Raw genomic sequence first — 20,821 nt, 5'->3', positions numbered from 1 at the left:
GTACTAGTAGTGGCAGTGCTAGATTTAGTGGAATGAGTGAGGAGCGCAGGCGGGAGTTGGGCCAATTCCTGCGCGACAGGCGAGGAAACCTGGTGCGGGCGGAGTTGGGGCTGCCGCCGATTGGACGGAGCCGCACCCTCGGGCTTCGCCGCGAAGAGGTCGCTTCGTTCGCCGCGGTCAGCGTCACTTGGTACACCTGGCTCGAACAGGGCCGCGAAATCAATGCCTCCCGGCAGGTGCTCGAGGCGATTGCACGAGTGCTTGGCCTCACCGGTGCCGAGAAGTCCTACCTGCTGGCATTGGGCGGCTATGCCCCCGTGCCGGATGCCGAGGTGGCAGTGATCGAGGAACCTCCGGCGCACGTGAAGCGGCTGCTCGACTCTGTTGACTTCCCCGCCTTTGCAGTGGCCCCGGACTGGGGGATCGCCGGCTGGAACCGCGCCTATGCCGGCCTGTATTCGCGAATCGCCGCCGTCGACCTGGCCGACAGAAACCTCTTGTGGCTGATCTTCACAGACCCGCACCTGCGCGAGATGCTGCCCGATTGGGAAGAGACGTCACGCCATTTCGTCGCCGAGTTCCGGGCGGAGGCAGGTGCCCGGCTCGGCTCCGCCGCCCACACCACGCTGATCAACCGGCTGATCGAGGCCAGTCCGGAGTTCGCGAAACTCTGGGCGGACCGCGGCGTGGAGCGCTTCGCGTCCAGGCAGCGCGTGTTCCTGCATCCCGCGGTCGGCGAACTGGTCTTTGAGCAGCACCGTCTGGCGCCCTCGGATGCGCCGGAGCTGCACCTCGTGATGTACGCACCGGTACCGGGCACGCCTACGAGTGATCGGATGCGTGCGCTGGTTGAGGGCTAGCGTCCATCGTTCCGGGTTCTCCGGACACCCTTTACCTAGTCGGCGGCCACTACCGCCCTAGAACCCACCGCCGCCGCCGGTCTCGCCCGCCATATTGGCGAAGCGGGAATAATGGCCCTGGAACGCAACCACGATGTCCTTGGTGGGACCGTTACGGTGCTTGGCGATGAGGATGTCGGCTTCGCCGGCGCGAGGGGATTCTTTGTCGTAGACGTCCTCGCGATGAAGCAGGATGACCATGTCGGCGTCCTGTTCGATGGAGCCTGATTCACGGAGGTCCGAGACCATGGGCCGCTTGTCCTGGCGCTGCTCGGATCCACGGTTGAGCTGCGAGAGCGCGATGACCGGAACCTGGAGCTCCTTGGCCAACAGCTTGAGGGCACGCGAGAATTCCGAGACTTCCTGCTGGCGGGATTCCACCTTCTTGCCGGAGCTCATGAGCTGGAGGTAGTCGAGGATCACCAGTTTGAGGTCGTGCTGCTGCTTCAGGCGGCGGCACTTAGCCCTGATTTCCATGAGGGACATATTGGGGCTGTCATCAATGAACAACGGGGCGTCGTTCATGCGACCCATGGTGGTGGCGATCTTGGACCACTGCTCGTCCTTGATGGTGCCTTTGCGAAGGTCCTGGAGGCCAATGGTGGCCTCGGCGGACAGCAGGCGCATCGCGATTTCATTGCGTCCCATTTCCAAGGAGAACATCACGGTGGCGAGGTTGTTCTTGATGGCAGCGGAACGGGCGAAGTCAAGCGCGAACGTGGATTTACCGACGGCGGGGCGCGCGGCGATGACAATCATCTGGCCCGGGTGCAGACCATGGGTGAGCTCATCGAGTTCGTAGAACCCGGTGGGGACGCCCGTCATGCCCTCTCCGCGGTGGCCGGATGCCTCGATCTCGTCAACGGTGGATTCCATGACGTCCTTGAGCGCCACGTAGTCTTCCGCGGTGCGGCGTTCGGCCACGGCGTAGATCTCGGCCTGGGCCTGGTTGACGAGGTCTTCCACCTCTCCGTCCTGGCCGTAGCCCATCTGGACGATCTTGGTGCCGGCGTTGACGAGCCGGCGCAGGACGGCGCGTTCGGCAACGATCTCAGCGTAGTAGCCTGCGTTGGCCGCCGTGGGCACGGTCTGGATGAGCTCGTGCAGGTAGGCGGGGCCGCCGATCCTGTTGATCTCGCCGCGCTTGGTGAGCTCATCGGACACCGTGACGGCGTCAGCGGGTTCGCCGCGGCCGTAGAGATCGATGATGGACTCATAGATGGTTTCGTGGGCCGGACGGTAAAAGTCATGGCCGCGGACAATCTCCACGACGTCCGCAATGGCGTCCTTGGAGAGCATCATGCCGCCGAGAACCGATTGCTCAGCAGGGATGTCCTGCGGCGGTTTGCGGCTGGCGTCCGATGTCCGGCCGCCCTCGATCGAATCCAAGTGCGTAACTGACAAGCCGTCCTCCATTGTGTACCGCGGCAGATAACTGTTCCCGGCGGTGCGGTTGGCCACTGCCCCGGTGTGGGTTGCTCCGACCGCGCCGTTTATGCCGGCTGGTCCAAACTGTTCCGTAGGGCACCGACAATTTTGGGTTCCCCGGGATTTCCACAACTTATCCACAGACAGGTCCGCGGGCGCGCTGCTTTTCGACGGCACCAGGGTGCCGTCCACAAGAAACAGGGGTTTTCCAAGTACCTAAAGCAGGTACTCAGCCACGTTAGCCCTGCTTTTCCGAGGCACCAAGCCGGGCCTGTGGATAAAGTGTGGAATACATACCCCTACTTGTGCACAGTCTGTGCATGACCCTGTGGAAAGAGAAATTCTTTTTGTGGCAAATAGCCCCTGAACTGGGAAAACGTTCTTCACGCCATGTGGATCAAAAGTATTTTCTTCCACGGATCATCCACAGGCCGATACACGCAATCCACAGTTCACCCCTCGTCCAATGGCCCAAAGCGGGATAAATATGCCAAAAATGTGATACTCCCCACAATCGATCCCAAAATTTGACAGACGGCTCTCAGAAGCTATGCCAAAGCAGGAATGTGCTGTGGATAACCGCGTTCTGGCATAAGCTCTAGGTATGGGTTTCACCATTGGGGATGTACTGCTGGTCGCAATGCCCGTTGTCATCCTTGTGGCTGTGATTTGGGCCCTGACGGCGGCATTCAAGCCACGCAACCCAGGGTTGTCCGACGCCGAGCGCTATCAGCGGGAACTGGCCGCCCGCTCGGCAGCCCACCAGGCGGCCCAAGTGCAGGCGGCGACGGCTGCAAGGGCCCGCATCGATGCATCCACAAGGCCCAGCCAGAATGCGCAGCAACAGTCCCAGCAGGACAGCCAGTCGCGGGCAGCGCTGAAGGCGCAAGTCGGGGCCAGCCCGGGAGTCGGCCAGGCCGGCTACAACGGTCCCATCCTGCCCAACGGGCAATTGAATCCACAGTTTGCCCTGCAATTGCAGGGCATGGTCCGCAGCGGGCAGAAGATTCAGGCCATCAAGCTCCTGCGCCAGCAAACCCACTCGGACTTGTTGACCGCCAAGAACTACATAGATCGGCTTTAGCGCATGTCATCCCTACTCGTTCCGGTCTTGATCCTGGCGGCCGTCGTCGTCGGCGTGCTGCTGATCAGCCGTGTGCTCTCCCGCCGCTCCACGGAACTCCGCGGCAATGCTGCCACGGGCAAGGCACCCGTGGACCCTGTGGAGCTGGCCCGCGAAGCCGCCGCGAAGCTCAGCGAGGATCAACACCGCCAGCTGTATTCCCTGATCGCCCAAGGTCAGGCCATGGCGGCCATCAAGCTGTACCTCAGCGCCACCGGAGAGGGCCTGCGCGCCTCACGGGACGCCGTCGGCGCCCTTGCGGCGCACCCGCAGCCCTTCCGCAAGCCCGAACCCGCCCCGCAGGACCTCATGCCCGACGACGACGAGCCGGAGCGCTTCCCCTACCGTTACCGGGCAATCGTCAGCAAGGGCGACGTCACGCGCGAAGTGAGCAGCAACATGCTCAACGACGAGATCTACGGACGGATCCGCACCCTGGCCAAGAGCGGTGACGTCGAAGCCGCGGCGTTGGCCCTGACCAAGCATTCCGACATCAGCATGAAGCAGGCCCGGGAGTTCATCGAGCTGCTGGACGACTAGCGCAAGGAGCGGGAGAGCCGAGGCTCGACCTAGCGTCCCGCGGTGATCCCTGCGAGGAGCTGCTCAAAAGGCAGTGATTCCATCGTGTCCGCCTTGCGATGCGGCTGTTCGCCGCCCAGGAGCTGGGCAAGCTCGCCCGCCGCCCGGTCCACGCGGACCGATAGCGGCGACGCGCCGTCGTCGGTGTTTCCCCAGTCCTGGGGTCCTGCGAAAACGGACGTCTGGGTAATCCGGGTGCGAAGGTAGGTGAAGAGCGGACGCATGGCGTAGTCGAGCACCATTTGGTGCCGGTCGGTGCCGCCCGTGGCGCCGAGAAGAACCGCCTTGCCGTCCAGGGACTTCGGGTCCAGAACGTCGATGAAAGACTTGAACAGCCCGCTGTAGGAGGCGCTGAAGACGGGAGTCACGGCGATGATGCCATCGGAATCCTCGACGCCGGCGATCGCCTCTGCGAGGCGCGGTGCGGCATAGCCGGTGACGAAGTTGTTGGCGATATCCACGGCCAGGTCCCGGAGTTCGATAACGTCCACCCGCACCTCGTACCCGGCATCGCCAAGCTGGCGCCTGGCCGACGCGGCGAGCTGGTCTGCAAGAAGCCGGCTCGACGACGGTACGCCGAGTCCGGCGGAAAGGACGGTTATGCGGCGGGTCTCCATGGCGGTCTCCTGTTGCTAGGTGGTTCGATGGCTTCAAACCAGAGTACATGCGTTTGCATCTATACTCCCAAACTGTGGCCCCGCCCCTTTTATTCCCCCTACAGCCGCACGGTCCCCTGGATGCACATCACCGAAGTCCCGCCCACCCAGATCTCGCCGTCTTCCGCTTTGACGTGGATGCGTCCCGCCCGGCCCAGCACGGTACCCTGCGCGGCGACGTACTGCTCCGGAGCCCGGCCGCTGCCGATCAGCCACTGAGCGATCCCCGCGTTGAAGCTTCCCGTGACCGGGTCCTCCACCATTGCGTCTCCCGGAATGAATGTCCGGACTTCGAAATCGACGCCGGCACCCGGTTCGTGGGGGCCGATCACACCAACCTTCAGATCCCCCAATGCCACGAGGTCCGGCTCGAGGCCAAGGACCTGCTCGGCCGATTCGAGCAGCACGCCGATCCATTGCGGGCCGTTGACCAGCCACGAGGCATCCAAGAGCGCGGATTGGGGCAACCGGAGTCCGGCGGCCAACTGTTCCATGATTACCTCGCCCACGGGCCCGAAACGGGTCAGCGGCGGCGCAGCGAAGGCGAGGCGGCCGCCGTCGACCTTTACCTTGACCAATCCTGCGCCGCATTCCTGGACCAGCACCCCTTCCCGCTTCGGCACTCCGCCGGCCGCCAACCACGCGTGCGCCGAGCCGAGCGTCGGATGCCCCGCGAAAGGAAATTCCTCGCTGCCCGTGAAGATCCGGACGCGGTAATTGGCCGCAGGATCGCTCGGCGTCAGCAGGAAGGTGGTCTCGGACAAGTTGGTCCAGTTGGCAAAGTGCTGCATCTGGTCTGCGCTGAGCCCTTCAGCATCGACGACGGCGGCGAGCGGATTGCCGAGGTACGGCACGTCAGTGAAGACATCCACTTGCGAGAAGGGCCTGGTGCGCATGGTTTCAAGGGTCACCGCTGCAGGCTATCAAGTTCCCCCGTCTTCCTTAGCGCGAACTGGCAGCTAATGCCCCTTACGAGGCCGCCAGAGGGCATCTACTGCCAGTTCGCGCGCCCGGAAACCGCGCAAAACAAAGGACCCCCGCCTCCGGAAACCGGGGACGGGGGTCCTTCGTGAAGCTACGCTACTTGCTGGCAACGACCTCAAGGTCGATGACAGCGGAAACATCCTCGTGCAGGCGGACGTTGGCCTGGTACGAACCAAGGGACTTGATGTGGTTCGGCAGTTCAACGTTGCGCTTGTCGATGGAGCCGAGGCCAGCGGCCTCAACTGCAGCAGCGACATCAGCCGGCTTGACGGTGCCGAAGAGACGACCGGACTCGCCGGCCTTCACTACGAGCTTGACCTTCTTGGAAGAAAGCGCAGAAGCCTGGGCCTGTGCAGCTTCAACCGAAGCGTGGGCACGAGCAGCGCGGGCAGCCTTGATGGACTCAACCTGCTTCTCGCCACCCTTGGTCCAGGTCAGAGCGAAGCCGCGGGGCAGCAGGAAGTTACGTGCGTAACCGTCCTTGACCTCGACAACATCGCCGGCAGCACCGAGACCGGTTACTTCGTGGGTCAGAATGAGCTTTGCCATGTTAGTTAATCCCTTCCTTAGCCGCGGCCAGCGCCGGAGTAAGGCAGCAGAGCAACTTCGCGGGCGTTCTTGATTGCCTGGGCGATTTTGCGCTGTTCCTGCACCGTGACGCCAGTGACGCGACGGGCGCGGATCTTTCCGCGGTCGGAGATGAACTTGCGCAGCAATGCTACGTCCTTGTAGTCGATGACGGTGATGTCAGCGGCCTTCAAGGGGTTGGACTTTGGTTTGGGCTTACGGAGTTCAGCCTTAGCCATCGTGGAGCTCCTTTTCTATGGAGCCCGTGGAATGGATCCACGGGATGGTGGTGCTCGACGGCGGTTGCCACCCGGGTGCCTCGCGGCACATCCGGCGGGTTCCGGCGTCGAACTTGTGAATGTTTAGAAGGGAGGTTCGGAATCCGGGCCGTTGCCCCATCCGCCCGCATTGCTGACGCCCGGGGTAGCCCAGGGGTCTTCCTGCGGTGCGGACTGGCCGCCGCCCCATGTTCCGCCGGAGTTGCCGCCCTGGTTTGCACCAGCGCCGCCACCTCCGAAGCCGCCGCTGTTGTTGCCGCCGCCGAAGCCGCCCTGACCACCCTGACCGCCGGAGCGCTGGGTGCGGTTGACCTTGGCGTTGGCGTAACGCAGGCTCGGGCCGATTTCATCGACTTCGAGCTCGATAACGGTGCGCTTCTCGCCTTCCTTGGTTTCGTAGGAACGGCTCTTCAGGCGGCCGGAAACAATCACGCGCATGCCCTTGGTGAGGGATTCGGCGACGTTTTCGGCTGCTTCGCGCCATACCGATGCGCGGAGGAACAGGGTTTCCCCGTCCTTCCACTCATTGGACTGGCGGTCGAAGGTCCGGGGAGTAGAAGCGATGGTGAAGTTCGCTACCGCCGAGCCTGACGGTGTGAACCGCAGTTCGGGGTCATTGGTGAGATTACCGATGACCGTAATAGTGGTTTCGCCTGCCATCTACTGCCTCCTTGTTCGTTCCTGCGGGGTAAAGAATGAAAGCCGGGAGCTGAAACTACTCAGCAACGACCTTCTGCTCTTCGGGGCGGGTGATCTTGGTGCGCATGATGGTCTCGTTGAGACTCAGCTGGCGGTCAAGTTCCTTGGCGGTTTCCGGCTTGGCGGTGAAGTTCACCACAGCGTAGATACCTTCGGACTTCTTCTTGATGTCGTAAGCGAGGCGACGGCGGCCCCAGATGTCAACCTTTTCGATGGTTCCACCATCGGTGGTGATGACATTGAGGAACTTCTGAAGCGACGGCTCTACGGTACGCTCTTCGACCTCGGGGTCGATGATTACCATCAATTCGTAAGGACGCATATGTGAACCCACCTCCTTTGGGCTAAGCGGTTACGGCATTTCCGTAACAGGAGGTTCATTTGCGATGAACAGTGCTGGCGACCGCTTCCAGAAGCGGAGACAGGGCGCAGCACAGACTTCAATATCTTAGTCCATTTCCCGTGTCTAAGCCTATTCGGCGTGTCGGCGAGGTGGAATGAGCGACGTCGCGTATGTGGATAACCTGGGTAGCCGCCATCCGCACCCGCCAAGCCCAGGCAGACTGAATCCATGACCATCCTCAAATCCGTCGCACTCTTTATCCTGGCGGCCGTCGCCGAGATAGGCGGGGCCTGGCTCGTGTGGCAATCAGTCAGGGAGGCCAAACCGTGGTGGTGGGCAGGCCTCGGTATCGCAGCCTTGGGTATCTACGGTTTCGTGGCAGCTTTCCAACCTGACGCGTACTTCGGCCGCGTGCTTGCCGCTTACGGCGGGGTGTTCATCGCCGGATCGTTGGCTTGGGGAATGCTCATGGACGGATTCCGCCCGGACCGTTGGGACGTCATCGGCGCGATGATCTGCATCTTCGGCGTGGCCGTCATCATGTTCGCGCCTCGGCCGGGCAGCTAAGCCGGCAAGGCAGCTGAACCGTCGAAGCGGCCGTCACGCTGTGCAACTTTCTGGACCGTCCGACGTCGGGATCCCCCGGTTTTCCGCGGCGCTGCTCCACTCCGCACGCTAAAAGTCTGCGTGGCGTGACGCCGGGGCCTGGAGCCAGCCGTGCCATGATCTGACTATGAACGCCGCAGCGAAGAACCAGGGTCCGAAGTCCGCCCGTGCCAAACGTTCTCGATTGCGATTTTTGCTAATGGTCGTCACCGGCATCGCCGCCGCGGTAGCCACCGGAATCTGGGGTCAATGGATCTACGCGCCCGCGGCGGGCTGGGCAGTGGCCGCCGCGGTCTACAACGTTTTCGTGTGGACGGTCATCACCCCGATGAAGGCCGATCAGACGAGGAGCCATGCCAGGGAAGAAGATCCACGGCGCTCCACCGCCGACCTCCTCATCCTGTGTGCAGCCGTGGGCTCCCTCGCAGCCTTCGTCCTGGTGATGTTTGGAGCCAAGGATGCACACGGCGTCGACAAATTCATGCTCGCCCTGTTGGCCCTCGGCGGCGCCGTGGCGTCGTGGCTCCTGGTGCACACCCTCTTCACTTTGCGCTATGCCGAGGTGTACTACACGTCCGATCCGCCCGGCGGCATCGAATTCAACCAAAAAGAACCCCCGCAATACACGGATTTCGCCTACATGGCGTTCAGCCTCGGGATGACGTACCAGGTCTCGGACACGTCGATCACCACCAGGGCAATGCGGTCTGCCGCCTTGCGGCACAGCCTGCTGGCCTACGTTTTCGGCGTCGGGATCCTGGCCACCACCATCAACCTCGTGGTGAGCCTCGCATCCTGAGCTAGATCGCCGTCCGGAAGAACAGCTCTGCCGCCGTGGCCAGGTGGCGCGGGTCTTCAATGCCGCAGAGCTCGCGGGCCGAGTGCATCGACAGAAGCGGCACTCCGACGTCGACCGTCCGGATCCCCAAGCGGGTCGCCGTCAGCGGACCGATGGTGGAGCCGCACGGGACGTCGTTGTTGGAGACGAACTCCTGGTAGGGGACGCCGGCCTCGCCGCAGAGCCGGGCCCAGAAGGCCGCGCCGGTGGCGTCCGTGGCGTAGCGCTGGTTGGCGTTGATTTTGAGGAGCGGTCCGCCGTTGAGGATGGGCCGGTTGGCGGGATCGTGCCGCTCGGGGTAGTTGGGGTGGACGGCGTGGCCGGCATCCGCGGAAACACAGAACGACGCCGACAACGCCTGGAGCCGTTCACTCACCGTGGCGCCCAATCCGTCGGAGATCCTGGTGAGGATGTCTTCGAGGATGGGTCCGCAGGCGCCGGAACGGGAGGCAGAGCCGATTTCTTCGTGGTCGAAGGCGGCCAAGACCGCGATGGGCCCCCGGGCCGGCGCGCCCGCGGCTGCGTGCGCAATGAGTGCCGCAAGCCCGGCGTGGGTTGAAGAGAGGTTGTCGAGCCGTCCTGACGCGAAGAGTTCGCCCTTGGCACCGAACTGCTCAGGTGCCTGGGTGTCCGCGACGACGATGTCGTAGCCGCCGATCTGCGCGGGATCCACGGAGGCCCCGGCCACGGCAACCGCCAGGATTGCCAGGACGTCCGCGGAATCGGGATCGCCGAGGCCGAACACCGGGTTCATGTGCTGTTGCTTGTCGAGCGTGAGTCCGTCATTGACGGCCCGGTCCAGATGGATGGCCAATTGCGGGAAGCGCAGGAGCGGTCCGGTTGCCGTGAGGTGCTGGGTGCCGTCCAGCATCACGAGCCGGCCCGCAAGCCGAAGCTCACGGTCGAGCCAGGAGTTCAGCAAAGGGCCGCCGTAGACCTCGACGCCGGCCTGCAGCCAGCCGAACTTGCCCGTTGTCGGCTTGGGCTTGAGCTTGAAAGACGGAGAATCCGTGTGGGCGCCAAAGATATTGAACGCCGTGGTCGGAGTGGCGCCTTCCGGGGTCACCCACGCGATGAGGGCGCCGTCCCGGATCACGTAGAAGCTGCCCGCCCCGCCTTCCCATGGCTGAAGTTCATCAAGGGCCGTGAACCCGGCCGCATCGAGCCGGCGTGCGGCCTCGTGGACGGCGTGGAAGCTCGACGGCGATGCGCTCACATATGCGCCAAGGTCCTGGATGTGTTCTGCAGCGGAGTTCGAAGGCATGGCTCCGAGTCTAGTCCCGGCCGCGGATCAGTAATCCGGGTTGCTCGGGATCACGAGGCCTGTTTCGTAGGCGTAGACCACCACCTGGACCCTGTCCCGCAGGTGCAGCTTGGTGAGTATCCGCCGGACGTGGGTCTTGACCGTGGCCTCGGACAGGAAGAACTTGTGGGCGATTTCCGCGTTGGACAACCCTCCGGCGATGGCCTCGAGCATCTCGGTTTCGCGGGGCGTCAGTTCTTCGAGCAGTGGATCGCGGGGCTGGGCTGTGGCCTGGCCGGGCACGCGGCCTCCGCGGACGTAGGTCTCCAGGAGCCGCTGGGTGACCCTCGGAGCCACCACGGCGTCGCCGCTGGCCACGAGCCGGACGCCCTGGACCAACTCGGCAGGCGCAACATCCTTGAGCAGGAAGGCGGAGGCCCCTGCCTGCAGGCCGGAGAAGGCATATTCATCGAGGTCGAAAGTTGTCAGGATGATGATCCGGGCGTTGGATGCCGAGGCCGTGATCCGCCGTGTGGCTTCGATTCCATCCATGGCGGGCATCCGGACGTCCATGAGCACCACGTCCGGTTCCAGTTCCTCGACCTTCCGCACGGCTTCGGCGCCGTCCGAGGCTTCACCCACCACCTCGAGGTCCCCTTCGCCTTCAAGGATGAGCCGAAACCCCATGCGCAGGAGTGGCTGGTCGTCCACCAGCAGGACCTTGATGGGAGCGTTGTCAGTCATGATTTCCCCTTGTCGCCATTCCAATTCAGCTCCGCATGGACACGCCACCCGCCGCGGATACCAGGACCGGCATCCACGGTTCCAGCATAAATTCCCGCACGTTCACGCATTCCCGCGATGCCTTGGCCAGTTCCCAAGGCCACCTCTTCGGTTCCCAGCTCCCGGGAGCCCCGCCCATCGTCGAGCACTTCAATGGTGACCGAGTCACTGTCCCGCACGATCCGCACATCCACTTGGCTCAACGAACGCCCGTATCTGAGCACGTTGGTGAGGGATTCCTGGACGATCCGGTAGACCGTGAGCTGGAACGCCGGGTCTTCGGGAAGGGCCGGGCCGGTGTGCGAATAGTGCAACGGCAGCCCCGCCGTCCGGAATCCATCCAGCAGCTTGCTCAGGTCGTGCCCGGAAACCAAGGGCTCCAAAGGCGCCGGGCGGGCGGAGTCGTCCCGGAGCACGCCAAGCACTCGGCGCATGTCGGCCAGCGCGGTCCTTCCGGTGCGGGAGAGTTCGCCGAGCACCTCACCCGCGCGCTCCGGATCCCTCTTGACCACGACGGCGGCGCCGTCCGAGAGGCTGATCATGACCGTCAGGGAGTGGGCCACGACGTCGTGCATCTCCCGGGCGATCCGGTTGCGTTCGGTGACGGAACCCAAGCGGGCCGTGCGGGCTGCCCAGGCCCTGATTTCGCTCTCATGCTCACGGCGCTGCCGCACCGAAATCCCGATGCCGGTGGCGATCAGGTTGGACAACAAAATGCTGACCGCGGCAGTGATGTTGCTGATGAGGTGGAAATTCTCCGGGATCGCCTCTCCGTTGGACGGGGCCGCCGGGCTGGTCCACATGAAGAGATACACGAGGGTCAGAGGGAGGCTTGCCGCGCCAAACACAGTCAACGCGAAGGTACGGGTCCTCGCCACGGCCACCGCGTACAGCGCAAACCACAATCCCGCGGAGACGTTCGAACCCCAGGGATTCAGCAGCGTCACGGCCACTTCGAGGACAGCAACGGCCGCAGTGACGCTGAGGGGATTGCGGCGGCGAAGGAACAGGATGGCGGCAATGACAACGAGCAGCACGGCTGCGAACCACTTGCCATCCACGATCGAGCTGATGAAGGTGGCCAGCGCCAACAGCGAATAGCAAAGCACCACCACCGAGTCCATGACCCGCGGGTGCTCAAAGAGATAGCGGCGGATCCTGCCACGGCGGCGCAGCGTGATTTCAGCAAAGGACGCGTCGGCCACGTGGGCCGACGCGTCCTGTGCCGGCAACTCTTCACTCATGGCTTGAGCCTAGTGGCCTCGCCTGGAGTGGGTCCGCTTGGATCGCGAATCGGACGGTCGCGAATCAGACGTCGCGCTTCTTGAGCGTAATGAGGGCAGGAACCATGAACAAGATGACGTAGCCCAGGAACACGAGGCCGCCCGCCCATGGATCCAGGTTGCCGTCCACGTGGCCGATCGACAAGAACCGGCCAGCTGCCTCGCTGGGCAGGTACTGCGGGACGTACTTCCAAAAGTCTCCCGGTGCGAAGCCGAGGAACTGGCCCGCGAACGGGAGAACGAACATGATGCCCACCAGGACAGTGATGCCGCCGGCCGGGTTCTTCAGCAATGTTCCGAGCGAGAGCCCGATCAGCGCGACGCCGGAGACGTACAGGCCGCCGGTGAAAACGCTGTAGAGGACGCCGTTCGTGTTCCAGCCGAGGCCGAGCCCGAAGTTGGCGAACATGGGTGACGCCAACAGGAAGGTCACGACGCCGGCCACTACCGAAAGGACATAGGAGACCACAACCAGGACCACGGCTTTGGCGCCGAAGGTGGAGAGCCGGCCCGGCGCCGCGTTCATGGTTGACCGGATCATGCCGGTGGCGTACTCAGACGCAATGAAGAGTACGGCCAGGGAACCCATGACGAGGATGCCGATGTTGAGTCCGGCGTTCGGAAGGTTGTAAAGGTCGAAACCCGATCCCGGCGGGAAGGAGTCAATGGCTTGCTGCACCGATTCCTTGTGGCCCTGGCGGCCGACTTCGACCATCTGGTTGATGAAGTTCCAGCGCACCAGGGCGGAGAGCACGCCGATGCCGACAATGGCCACGAAGGTCAGGACCAACAGGATCTTGGTGCTCATGAGGGTCCGGAACTTGATGGATTCGGAGTTCAGTACCCGGAGGAAAGTGACGCCACCGGTCCCGGCTGACGGGATCGCAGGCTTCTTGCTGATGGTGGTGGTGCTCATGACTGGATCCCTTCCATGGTGGCAGCGGAGGTGGCGCCGACGCCGGCGGGGCTTCCGTCCACCGGCCCGCCCGGTGCTGCCGGTCCGCCGGTGATGTGCGAGTGGTATTCCACCTCGTCCTTCGTCAGCTGGAAGTAGGCCTCTTCCAGCGAGGACGTGAGCGGAGTGAGCTCGTAGACCAGCACCCGGTTGTCGAGGGCGAGCTCGGCGATGCGGAGCGGCTCAACCCCGTAGACTTCCAGGGTTTCACGCTCGTTCTGCTCCACCCGGACACCATCGCGGGCCAGCAACTCGGACAAGCGCGTGGTCTCGGAGGTACGGACCAAAGTGCGCTTGCGGGACTGGCTCTCAATCAGCGCATCCACCGTGGTGTCGGCAATGATCCTGCCGCGACCGATCACAATGAGGTGGTCCGCGGTCTGGGCCATCTCGGACATGAGGTGGCTGGAAATGAAGATGGTCTTGCCCTGGCTTGCCAGGTAGCGTGCAAGGTTCCTGACCCACTGGACGCCCTCGGGATCGAGTCCGTTGACCGGTTCGTCGAGGATGAGCGTCTGGGGGTCACCCAGGAGTGCGTTGGCGATGCCAAGCCGCTGGCCCATGCCGAGGGAGAAACCTCCGGCTTTCTTCTTGGCAACCGCGGTGAGGCCCGTCATCTCGATGACTTCCTCAACGCGCGAGTTCGGAATCCCGTGGGTTGCTGCCATGGCTCGCAAATGGTTGTACGCGCTGCGGCTCGTGTGCACCGCCTTGGCATCGAGCAGTGCTCCAACTTCGTGGAGCGGGGCTTTGTGCTGGGAGTAATGCCGGCCGTTGACGATGACGTCGCCCGACGTCGGGCGGTCGAGACCCATGATCATGCGCATGGTGGTGGACTTGCCGGCGCCGTTCGGGCCAAGGAAGCCCGTGACTTTCCCGGGCTGTACGGTGAAGCTGATTCCGTCCACGGCTGTCTTTGCGCCGTAGACCTTCCTCAAGCCTGTTGCCTCAATCATGGAAGCGTTCCCTCCGCTTGCTGCAGCTAGGTGGTGACTGTAGGTACAACGCTAGCCACCGACACAGCGGAATTCGCCGGTCTCAGGGATGATTCAGGGGCCGCTCAGGGTAGTCCCTATGGATGATCCCGGCTGCAGCCAGGGCTTCCCAGGCACTGAGAAGGCACTATGAAAGCATTAGGCAAGCGGTGAATACACCCGCAGCGCCCGGCGCTTCACGGTGAACTCCGCGGTCCGCACGCCCGGCAACGGCTCGCCGTCGACCGCTATCACCAACGGTTCGCCGGACGCCTCGATGCTGAGCTCCGCCGCCTCACTGAGATGGGTCACCTTGGACGTACCCACGGTTCCGGTGAGGACCGCCCACAGCAGCCGCAGCCGCGCAAAAGGCTCATCGGCCGTGACCATGCGGATGTCCAGCACTCCGTCGTCAAGCACGGGACGCGTCAGCGGCGCCAGGTCCCGCGGGTAGTAGCGGCCGCGCCCCAAATAAAGGATCCACAGCTTGTGGCGCACCCCGTTGATCAGGAGAGTGGTGGGGGTTGCCGCCCCGAAGGTGCGCAGACCTGCGACGAGTCCCGCGAGGGGTTTCCCCAGGGCAGGCTGAAGCCGCTCGCGGCGGCGCACCAAGTTGGGGTAGACGCCAACGCTGGCAGTATTCAGCATGATGAGCTCGGCGACCTCATCCTTGCCGTCAATGCCACGGCCCGCAGTCACGTGGCCAAGGTCCGTCCAGGCTGCCGCTCCCGTTTTGGCGGCCTCGAGGGCCCCTTCGAGGGAGCGTGCGTCCACGTCACGCGCGAAATGGTTGAGCGTACCGCCCGGCAGGACCAGCAAGGGCAGGTCGTGCTCGACGGCGGCCGCGGCGGCAGTGCCGACGGTTCCGTCGCCGCCCCACACACCCAGGGCCTTCGTCCCGGGCTGCCCCGCTGCGGCCTGGATTTCGGCAGCCACGTCATCGCCGTCGGAAATCATGCGAATATGAGCCTTGGGGAATATTTCCCGAAGCTGCGTCTCGGTCTCGGGCGAGTAGGAGCCGCCGAGGGCGTTGACCGCAATGCTTAGCCCCTCGCCGTCGCCGACTGCCGGCGCGTCGGCGGGTGACCGGTCCGTGGCCGGGACGGGAGGCCTGGCAGGCCACCACTTCCGCGTCAGCAGGGCCGCTCCGGCGCCGATCGCGGAGCCGAGCACGACGTCGGAGGGCCAGTGGGCGCCTGTATGGATACGGGAATACGCCACACCCGCCGCAACAGGAGCCAAAACTGCACCAAGGCGGGGATTCACCAGCGCGACGCCAAGAGTGAATGCGACAGCGGATGCCGAGTGGCCGGAAGGCATCGAGGAGCTCGTGGGCTGCGGGTTGACAAAGCGGAAAACCGGAAGGAGTTCGGGCAATGGCCGCGTCCGCGGAAGAAGTGTCTTGAAACCGAGATTTGTGACGGCCGACGCAACGCCAAGTGCCAGGAGTCCGTGGATCGCCGCGTTGCGGGGCTTACCCGGAAACGCCGCGCAAACGCCAGCGACGGCAAACCAGAGCTTGCCCTTGGTAGCGGCCTCCGAGAGGTTTTTCCAGACGGCGTCATGCGGGCCTTCGGGCCACCGCGAAACGGCACCGACAATGGCACGATCGAGGCGCGCCACGTTTCTTACGTCCCATTGGCCCCATCGCAGCTTGCTTCGCATCCCACCAGACTATCGGCGGGCTGGTTAGGATGTGGAGATGGTGAGGGTCATTCTCCCCCGCAAGCTCGATCAGGGACGCACAATTGTCATCTCGACCGTGCTGCTGGCCATCGTTGTGGTCCTGGGCGGCATTCTGCTTGCAGGGGATAGGAACCCGCCATTCCAAGGCCTGGACGACGCCTGGCAGGCGTTCATGGCGACGCTCCACACACCGTTCTGGGATAGCCTGAACGTCGCCCTCAACTGGACGGGTTATACGGGAATGCTGATCTTCCACATTCTCCTGGCCTTGGCGCTGTTGATCCGCAGAAGACCCCGTTCGGCCGCATTCTCGGCCGTGGCAGGACTCACCGTGATGTTGCTGACCCAGCTGCTCAAATGGGTCATTCACAGGCCGCGCCCTCTCAATGCCCATGTGGCCACGGACACCTATTCATACCCCTCAGGGCACGTATCCGCCACCACGGCGTTCGTTCTGGTGGTGGCACTCCTCATCGGACGTGCCTGGGCGTGGATTCTCGCGGTTGGCGGAATGCTGGCCATGATGATCAGCCGGATCTATTTGGCCGCCCATTGGCTCACGGATGTGGTGGGTGGCGCTTGCCTGGCGGCCGCCGTCGTGCTCCTCCTGTGGCTAGCCTGCCAGAATATATGCATCGTGGAGAATATAGACGCACGCCGTGCCCTGGAGTGGAGATCGAGGGTCGCGCGTCGGGAGCGGCACGCTGAGCAGAGCGTCACGTAGGGTAAACCATCAGGTAGCACTCGGTCTTCTCCAAGAGAGCGACAATAGTCTTCGGGCATGCTCTCAAAACCTCAACTCATCAACGGCGGCATCGGGGTGGCCGTCGTCGGCATTGCCGCCGGCGCCTTCTTCGTTCTGAACGGCGTCCCGCAGACGGCTTCGGACACCACCGCCCGCACCGTCGCGGTCAGCGCAGCGGACCTCACCGCCGTGTCTACCGCGAGCGGAAACGTCTCGCCCGCAAGCACCACGGTCATCAACGCGCAGAACTGCACCGGGCCCATCGCCACGGTCTCCGCGGTGACCGGTCAGCAAGTCGCGGCCGGGCAGGTGCTCGTCACCATTGATCCGACGAACGCCCAGAACGCCCTGGCCGTTGCCCAGGCGCAACTGGATTCCGCCGCAGCGCAGGCAAACCAGCAGCAGGCTTCAGCCAGCAACCAGGTAGCTTCGGCAAACCAGAGCCTCGCCAACGCCCAACAAACGGCCAACCTGGACGCGAGCCAGCAAGCCAGTGCCGTGGCCGCCGCGCAGACAGCCGTGAACAACGACAATGCGACAGTCGCCACGGCTCAGGCCGCTGCCAGCGCCCAGCCCACCAGCCAGCCGGCCCAGAACGCACTGAGCGCAGCTCAGGCCCAGCTGGCGAAGGACAACCAAGCGCTGACCCAGGCAGCCAACCAGCAAGCCAGCTCTGCCCTCAAGGACAAAGAGCAGATCGCCTCCGCTGCGACGGCCCTCAATTCCGCCCAGAGCGGTGGCGGCGCCACATCCAACACCACGTCTGCCCAGATTGCCGTTGACACCGCGACCAAGAACCTGGCGTCCTGCTCCCTCGCGGCCCCGGTCTCGGGCACTGTCACCGCCGTGAACGCCGTCGTCGGAGGCAACGCCGGCAGCGGCTCCGGCTCTTCCGGGTCCTCGGCTTCCGGGGCTTCCGGTTCCACCGGCAGCGCTTCCACGAGCGCCGCAAGCACATCGTCCTCAGGACTGATCACCATCAGCGACACGGCGCACCTGCAAGTCGTCGCCAACTTCGCCGAATCTGACATCGCCGCCATGAAGACCGGCGACTCAGCCACCTTCACCTTCCCGGCACTCAAAACCGACCCCTCCGCGGCACCCGTCACAGGTACCATCACGGCGATCGCCCAGAACGCCACAACCACTAACAACGTGGTCAGCTACCCGGTGACGATCTCCATCAAGAACCCCCCGGCTGACCTCCGGCTCGGCCAGAGCGCAAACATCTCCGTAACCACGGCGACTGCCAAGAACGCTTTGGCGGTGCCTTCGCTGGCCATCACCACCACGGGAACCAAGCAGACTGTCAACGTCATGAAGAACGGGACCACGACGGCGGTGACCATCACCACCGGGATCACGGACAACGGCCGCACCCAGGTGCTCACCGGACTCAGCGCGGGCGATCAGATTGAACTCCCGGCCATCTCCTCCACCCTGGACACCACCGGCACCACCGGACGAACCGGGGCGGGCGGATTTGGCGGTACGGGTGGATTCGGTGGCACAGGAGGCGCCGGCGTTACGGGCGGCACCGCTGGCACACGTGGAAATGGCGGGTAAGCAGCCGTGAACGACGCTGTCATCCAACTGGACTCCGTGAGCAAGATCTATGGCAAAGGGGAGGCCGAAGTACGGGCACTTGATTCCGTCAGCATCTCCATTGACCGGGGCGATTTCGTAGCCATCATCGGCGCCTCGGGCTCCGGAAAATCCACCATGATGAACATCATCGGCTGCCTCGACGGCGCCACCGAGGGTACTTACCACCTGGACGGCATCGATACCGGGACCTTGGACGAATTCCAGCTCGCGCAGATCCGCAACCGGAAAATCGGCTTCGTCTTCCAGAACTTCAACCTGATACCGCGTACGCGGGCCGTGGACAACGTCTCCATGCCGCTCGCGTACGCAAAAGTGCACCGCAAGGAACGGCGCGAGCGGGCCTTGCAAGTGCTCGATTCAGTGGGTTTGGCGGAACGGGCCGACCACAAACCTTCGCAGCTCTCGGGAGGTCAGCAACAGCGTGTTGCCATCGCCCGGGCCCTGGTGACCAACCCGGTGTTGCTGCTGGCCGACGAGCCAACGGGAGCCTTGGACACCAAGTCCTCGCACGAGATCCTGGATCTCTTCGAGTCCTTGCACGCCAACGGCCGGACCATCGTGATGATTACCCACGAGGCGGACGTCGCGGCGCGGGCCAACCGTGTTGTGCGATTCCAGGACGGGCACATCATCGAAGACCACCGGCTTCGGGACGTCCATGCCCACCCTGTAGCGACGGCGGTGCCGGCATGATGATCGCCGAATCCGTCCGCTTCGCCCTGACCGGGGTGATGGCCAACAAGATGCGCTCCATCCTCACCACCTTGGGCATCCTGATCGGCATCGCGTCCGTGATCATCCTCCTGGCCGTAGGCGCCGGAACCTCGAACGCCATCAAGGCCCAGATCGGCAAACTGGGAACCAACGTGCTCACCGTGAGCCGCCAGACGACCGCTGGCGGCCGCGCCGCAGGCGGACAAGCCGTCACCGGTCCGCGGTCCCGCGGCACCAACCTGACGCTCCAGGACATGGCCGCGCTGACAGATCCCGTCATGGCCCCCGACGTCGCCGCAACGGCGCCGGTGGTCACGGCACAGAACGTCACGGGTACTTACCAGGACGCAACCCACGCCGTCGCAACATTCGTGGGGACCACGCCGTCGTACTTTTCCATTTCGAACGACACGCTCGCGGCGGGGTCCTACTTCAGCGACGGTGACGCAAGCAACGGCACCGCGGTAGCCGTGATCGGCAATACTGTGGCGCAAGACCTCGTGGGCAGCTCAGTGACCTCGGCCGTGGGGCAGACGATCGCCCTCAACGGACAGAACTTCGTGGTCTCCGGCGTCCTGGCTCAAAAGGGGTCCTCGGGCCTCAACGACCCAGACGACATTGTGGTGGTCCCTTACAGCGCAGCCCAGGACAAGTTCACTGGCTACTCGCCTTCCCTCGCCTCCATCACCGTCCAGGCCAAATCAGCGGAAGTGATGAACCAGGCCCAGAACGAGGTTCAAATGATCCTCGATGCCCGGCACAACGTCACCTCCGCCAACCGTGACTACCAAGTGCGGAACCAGGCGCAGATCCTTACGACGGCCACCACCACCACGGCCACCCTGACCGTCCTCCTGGGCGCCGTGGCCGGCATTTCGCTCCTGGTTGGCGGAATCGGCGTCATGAACATCATGCTCGTCACCGTCACCGAACGTACGCGCGAAATCGGCATCCGCAAGGCGATCGGAGCCTCGCGGGGGAGCATCGTGAGCCAGTTCCTCATCGAATCGCTCATCATTTCGCTGATCGGCGGGGTGCTGGGCATCGCTGCGGGCTACATCGGCAGCGCATTCCCGGTGTTGGGAACCCAGCCAGAAGTCCAGTGGTGGACGGTGTGGCTGTCGTTCCTGGTATCCGCGGCAATCGGCCTGGTCTTCGGGATCTACCCGGCCAACAAGGCGGCGAAACTACGGCCGATCGACGCCCTGCGGTACGAATAACCGCCCATCGTTCCACTCCCAGCAACTAAAAGAAGAAACAGCCAACAGGAGCCACAAATGTCCTATTCAGCACCCGAGCCCGGCCCCACGAACCAGCCGGAGCCCCAGCAGCCCTACCCCGGACAGCCAACCGCGGTCCTGCAAGCCACTGGCCAGGAACCCACCGGGCAGGGTTGGGGCCAACCCCAGACGCCGGAGCCGTTCGTTCCCAAGAAGCGCTTCAAGATGGGCCGCCTGACGCAGATCCTCCTTGCAGTGCTGCTGGTTGCCGTCGGATTCTTTGCCGGCGTCGGCGTCACTAAGGCAATGGACGCGGGCCAGGCCCGTCCAGGCCGCGGCCAGTTCCAGAACTTCAACGGTGGCCAGGGCCGGAACCGGCAGAGCGGCGCTCCCACCAACGGGGCATCGCCAACCGCCATTCCTTCGGCACCCGCCACCTCGGGTCCGTAGCCACCGTCCTCGAAGCAACCCAACTGACTTGCAGTTGTTGTCGTTTAGTCGGGGCAAAACGACAACAACTGCGAGGGCCCACGCCGCCAGGGTTCCCTGGCCGTGGGGCCACACCGGCGAGGGTCCCTGCCTGAGCTTGCGAAGGCTGGGAGCCCGTGGG

Annotated in this window: 23 protein-coding genes; 10 read left to right on the top strand and 13 right to left on the bottom strand. The window is 63.9% G+C overall.

What is annotated here, in order from left to right; translation table 11 throughout:
* Positions 1–32 precede the first annotated feature (32 nt).
* Positions 33–860 (top strand): helix-turn-helix transcriptional regulator, encoded by an 828-nt coding sequence (locus tag QRN52_RS01595; RefSeq protein WP_284751049.1) that lies wholly within the window; start codon positions 33–35, stop codon positions 858–860.
* A 57-nt stretch (positions 861–917) separates the two neighbouring features.
* Here the strand turns inward: QRN52_RS01595 and dnaB are convergent, their stop codons facing one another.
* A complete protein-coding gene (gene dnaB, locus QRN52_RS01590; RefSeq protein WP_078107106.1) occupies positions 918–2,303 on the bottom strand; it encodes a replicative DNA helicase in 1,386 nt (461 codons plus the stop codon).
* A 628-nt stretch (positions 2,304–2,931) separates the two neighbouring features.
* On the opposite strand from dnaB, the gene QRN52_RS01585 reads away from it, so the two are divergent.
* Positions 2,932–3,411 carry a hypothetical protein gene (locus QRN52_RS01585; protein ID WP_284751048.1) on the top strand — a complete coding sequence of 160 codons (480 nt, stop codon included), beginning with the start codon at positions 2,932–2,934 and terminating at the stop codon, positions 3,409–3,411.
* A 3-nt stretch (positions 3,412–3,414) separates the two neighbouring features.
* Positions 3,415–3,990, top strand: coding sequence for a hypothetical protein (locus QRN52_RS01580; RefSeq protein WP_284751047.1), 576 nt, complete (start codon positions 3,415–3,417; stop codon positions 3,988–3,990).
* A gap of 29 nt (positions 3,991–4,019) precedes the next feature.
* On the opposite strand, the gene QRN52_RS01575 is transcribed toward QRN52_RS01580, so the two are convergent.
* The 6 genes from QRN52_RS01575 to rpsF form a co-directional block, all read right to left on the bottom strand.
* Entirely contained in the window at positions 4,020–4,646 is a 627-nt protein-coding gene (locus QRN52_RS01575) for an FMN reductase (RefSeq protein ID WP_284751046.1), read from the bottom strand.
* Between the two features lie 98 nt (positions 4,647–4,744).
* On the bottom strand, positions 4,745–5,596 hold the full coding sequence (locus QRN52_RS01570; protein WP_284751045.1) for a PhzF family phenazine biosynthesis protein: 852 nt from the start codon (positions 5,594–5,596) through the stop codon (positions 4,745–4,747).
* A gap of 169 nt (positions 5,597–5,765) precedes the next feature.
* Positions 5,766–6,218 carry a 50S ribosomal protein L9 gene (rplI, locus tag QRN52_RS01565; protein WP_234752901.1) on the bottom strand — a complete coding sequence of 151 codons (453 nt, stop codon included), beginning with the start codon at positions 6,216–6,218 and terminating at the stop codon, positions 5,766–5,768.
* Between the two features lie 17 nt (positions 6,219–6,235).
* Positions 6,236–6,475, bottom strand: a complete 240-nt coding sequence (rpsR, locus tag QRN52_RS01560) for a 30S ribosomal protein S18 (RefSeq protein ID WP_003800144.1) — start codon at positions 6,473–6,475, stop codon at positions 6,236–6,238.
* A gap of 123 nt (positions 6,476–6,598) precedes the next feature.
* Positions 6,599–7,174: a single-stranded DNA-binding protein gene (locus tag QRN52_RS01555; RefSeq protein WP_078107100.1), complete on the bottom strand. Its 576-nt coding sequence runs from the start codon at positions 7,172–7,174 to the stop codon at positions 6,599–6,601.
* A gap of 55 nt (positions 7,175–7,229) precedes the next feature.
* Positions 7,230–7,535, bottom strand: a complete 306-nt coding sequence (gene rpsF / locus QRN52_RS01550; RefSeq protein WP_028267876.1) for a 30S ribosomal protein S6 — start codon at positions 7,533–7,535, stop codon at positions 7,230–7,232.
* Positions 7,536–7,784: 249 nt separating this feature from the next.
* Here rpsF and QRN52_RS01545 point away from each other — a divergent pair, with 249 nt between their 5' ends.
* Together QRN52_RS01545 and QRN52_RS01540 are read left to right on the top strand one after the other, a co-directional pair.
* Positions 7,785–8,123, top strand: coding sequence for a YnfA family protein (locus QRN52_RS01545; RefSeq protein ID WP_284751044.1), 339 nt, complete (start codon positions 7,785–7,787; stop codon positions 8,121–8,123).
* Between the two features lie 223 nt (positions 8,124–8,346).
* Positions 8,347–8,961: a DUF1345 domain-containing protein gene (locus tag QRN52_RS01540; RefSeq protein WP_284751043.1), complete on the top strand. Its 615-nt coding sequence runs from the start codon at positions 8,347–8,349 to the stop codon at positions 8,959–8,961.
* A gap of 1 nt (position 8,962) precedes the next feature.
* On the opposite strand, the gene QRN52_RS01535 is transcribed toward QRN52_RS01540, so the two are convergent.
* The 6 genes from QRN52_RS01535 to QRN52_RS01510 all read right to left on the bottom strand — a co-directional run bounded on the left by QRN52_RS01535 (position 8,963) and on the right by QRN52_RS01510 (position 15,903).
* A complete protein-coding gene (locus tag QRN52_RS01535) occupies positions 8,963–10,264 on the bottom strand; it encodes a M18 family aminopeptidase (protein ID WP_284751042.1) in 1,302 nt (433 codons plus the stop codon).
* 27 nt (positions 10,265–10,291) lie between these two features.
* Positions 10,292–10,987, bottom strand: a complete 696-nt coding sequence (locus QRN52_RS01530; protein WP_284751041.1) for a response regulator — start codon at positions 10,985–10,987, stop codon at positions 10,292–10,294.
* Positions 10,984–12,270 carry a sensor histidine kinase gene (locus QRN52_RS01525; protein ID WP_284751040.1) on the bottom strand — a complete coding sequence of 429 codons (1,287 nt, stop codon included), beginning with the start codon at positions 12,268–12,270 and terminating at the stop codon, positions 10,984–10,986. Before QRN52_RS01525 ends, QRN52_RS01530 begins: the two co-directional genes overlap by 4 nt.
* Before the next feature lie 64 nt (positions 12,271–12,334).
* The gene (locus QRN52_RS01520; protein ID WP_284751039.1) at positions 12,335–13,225 is read right to left on the bottom strand and encodes an ABC transporter permease; all 891 of its coding nucleotides are present in this window, start codon (positions 13,223–13,225) and stop codon (positions 12,335–12,337) included.
* Entirely contained in the window at positions 13,222–14,220 is a 999-nt protein-coding gene (locus QRN52_RS01515) for an ABC transporter ATP-binding protein (RefSeq protein WP_284751038.1), read from the bottom strand. Before QRN52_RS01515 ends, QRN52_RS01520 begins: the two co-directional genes overlap by 4 nt.
* Positions 14,221–14,397: 177 nt before the next feature.
* Positions 14,398–15,903: a bifunctional phosphatase PAP2/diacylglycerol kinase family protein gene (locus QRN52_RS01510; protein ID WP_284751037.1), complete on the bottom strand. Its 1,506-nt coding sequence runs from the start codon at positions 15,901–15,903 to the stop codon at positions 14,398–14,400.
* 37 nt (positions 15,904–15,940) lie between these two features.
* Here QRN52_RS01510 and QRN52_RS01505 point away from each other — a divergent pair, with 37 nt between their 5' ends.
* Genes QRN52_RS01505 through QRN52_RS01485 form a run of 5 tightly spaced genes read left to right on the top strand, consistent with a single transcriptional unit; the run spans position 15,941 to position 20,661 of the window.
* Complete coding sequence (locus tag QRN52_RS01505) at positions 15,941–16,648, top strand: phosphatase PAP2 family protein (protein ID WP_284751036.1); 708 nt, start codon at positions 15,941–15,943, stop codon at positions 16,646–16,648.
* Between the two features lie 57 nt (positions 16,649–16,705).
* Positions 16,706–18,235 (top strand): efflux RND transporter periplasmic adaptor subunit, encoded by a 1,530-nt coding sequence (locus QRN52_RS01500; RefSeq protein WP_284751035.1) that lies wholly within the window; start codon positions 16,706–16,708, stop codon positions 18,233–18,235.
* A 6-nt stretch (positions 18,236–18,241) separates the two neighbouring features.
* Positions 18,242–18,970: an ABC transporter ATP-binding protein gene (locus tag QRN52_RS01495; RefSeq protein ID WP_284751034.1), complete on the top strand. Its 729-nt coding sequence runs from the start codon at positions 18,242–18,244 to the stop codon at positions 18,968–18,970.
* Positions 18,967–20,211: an ABC transporter permease gene (locus QRN52_RS01490; protein WP_284751033.1), complete on the top strand. Its 1,245-nt coding sequence runs from the start codon at positions 18,967–18,969 to the stop codon at positions 20,209–20,211. The genes QRN52_RS01495 and QRN52_RS01490 overlap by 4 nt, the downstream gene beginning before the upstream one ends.
* A 57-nt stretch (positions 20,212–20,268) precedes the next feature.
* Positions 20,269–20,661, top strand: a complete 393-nt coding sequence (locus tag QRN52_RS01485) for a hypothetical protein (protein ID WP_284751032.1) — start codon at positions 20,269–20,271, stop codon at positions 20,659–20,661.
* The last annotated feature ends 160 nt before the right edge of the window (positions 20,662–20,821 follow it).

The organism is Arthrobacter sp. efr-133-R2A-120, assembly GCF_030209835.1.
Classification (GTDB): domain Bacteria; phylum Actinomycetota; class Actinomycetes; order Actinomycetales; family Micrococcaceae; genus Arthrobacter.
This window is presented reverse-complemented; position numbering and strand designations above follow the sequence as displayed.

Excerpts from the sequence above, each read along its gene's own strand:
- QRN52_RS01510 (WP_284751037.1), bottom strand. The coding sequence starts at position 15,903 with ATGCGAAGCAAGCTGCGATGGGGCCAATGGGACGTAAGAAACGTGGCG.
- QRN52_RS01595 (WP_284751049.1), top strand. The coding sequence starts at position 33 with ATGAGTGAGGAGCGCAGGCGGGAGTTGGGCCAATTCCTGCGCGACAGG.
- QRN52_RS01555 (WP_078107100.1), bottom strand. The coding sequence starts at position 7,174 with ATGGCAGGCGAAACCACTATTACGGTCATCGGTAATCTCACCAATGAC.
- QRN52_RS01515 (WP_284751038.1), bottom strand. The coding sequence starts at position 14,220 with ATGATTGAGGCAACAGGCTTGAGGAAGGTCTACGGCGCAAAGACAGCC.
- QRN52_RS01520 (WP_284751039.1), bottom strand. The coding sequence starts at position 13,225 with ATGAGCACCACCACCATCAGCAAGAAGCCTGCGATCCCGTCAGCCGGG.
- QRN52_RS01580 (WP_284751047.1), top strand. The coding sequence starts at position 3,415 with ATGTCATCCCTACTCGTTCCGGTCTTGATCCTGGCGGCCGTCGTCGTC.
- QRN52_RS01530 (WP_284751041.1), bottom strand. The coding sequence starts at position 10,987 with ATGACTGACAACGCTCCCATCAAGGTCCTGCTGGTGGACGACCAGCCA.
- QRN52_RS01490 (WP_284751033.1), top strand. The coding sequence starts at position 18,967 with ATGATGATCGCCGAATCCGTCCGCTTCGCCCTGACCGGGGTGATGGCC.
- rplI (WP_234752901.1), bottom strand. The coding sequence starts at position 6,218 with ATGGCAAAGCTCATTCTGACCCACGAAGTAACCGGTCTCGGTGCTGCC.
- QRN52_RS01505 (WP_284751036.1), top strand. The coding sequence starts at position 15,941 with ATGGTGAGGGTCATTCTCCCCCGCAAGCTCGATCAGGGACGCACAATT.
- QRN52_RS01500 (WP_284751035.1), top strand. The coding sequence starts at position 16,706 with ATGCTCTCAAAACCTCAACTCATCAACGGCGGCATCGGGGTGGCCGTC.
- QRN52_RS01485 (WP_284751032.1), top strand. The coding sequence starts at position 20,269 with ATGTCCTATTCAGCACCCGAGCCCGGCCCCACGAACCAGCCGGAGCCC.
- QRN52_RS01575 (WP_284751046.1), bottom strand. The coding sequence starts at position 4,646 with ATGGAGACCCGCCGCATAACCGTCCTTTCCGCCGGACTCGGCGTACCG.
- QRN52_RS01525 (WP_284751040.1), bottom strand. The coding sequence starts at position 12,270 with ATGAGTGAAGAGTTGCCGGCACAGGACGCGTCGGCCCACGTGGCCGAC.
- QRN52_RS01535 (WP_284751042.1), bottom strand. The coding sequence starts at position 10,264 with ATGCCTTCGAACTCCGCTGCAGAACACATCCAGGACCTTGGCGCATAT.
- QRN52_RS01585 (WP_284751048.1), top strand. The coding sequence starts at position 2,932 with ATGGGTTTCACCATTGGGGATGTACTGCTGGTCGCAATGCCCGTTGTC.
- rpsF (WP_028267876.1), bottom strand. The coding sequence starts at position 7,535 with ATGCGTCCTTACGAATTGATGGTAATCATCGACCCCGAGGTCGAAGAG.
- QRN52_RS01545 (WP_284751044.1), top strand. The coding sequence starts at position 7,785 with ATGACCATCCTCAAATCCGTCGCACTCTTTATCCTGGCGGCCGTCGCC.
- rpsR (WP_003800144.1), bottom strand. The coding sequence starts at position 6,475 with ATGGCTAAGGCTGAACTCCGTAAGCCCAAACCAAAGTCCAACCCCTTG.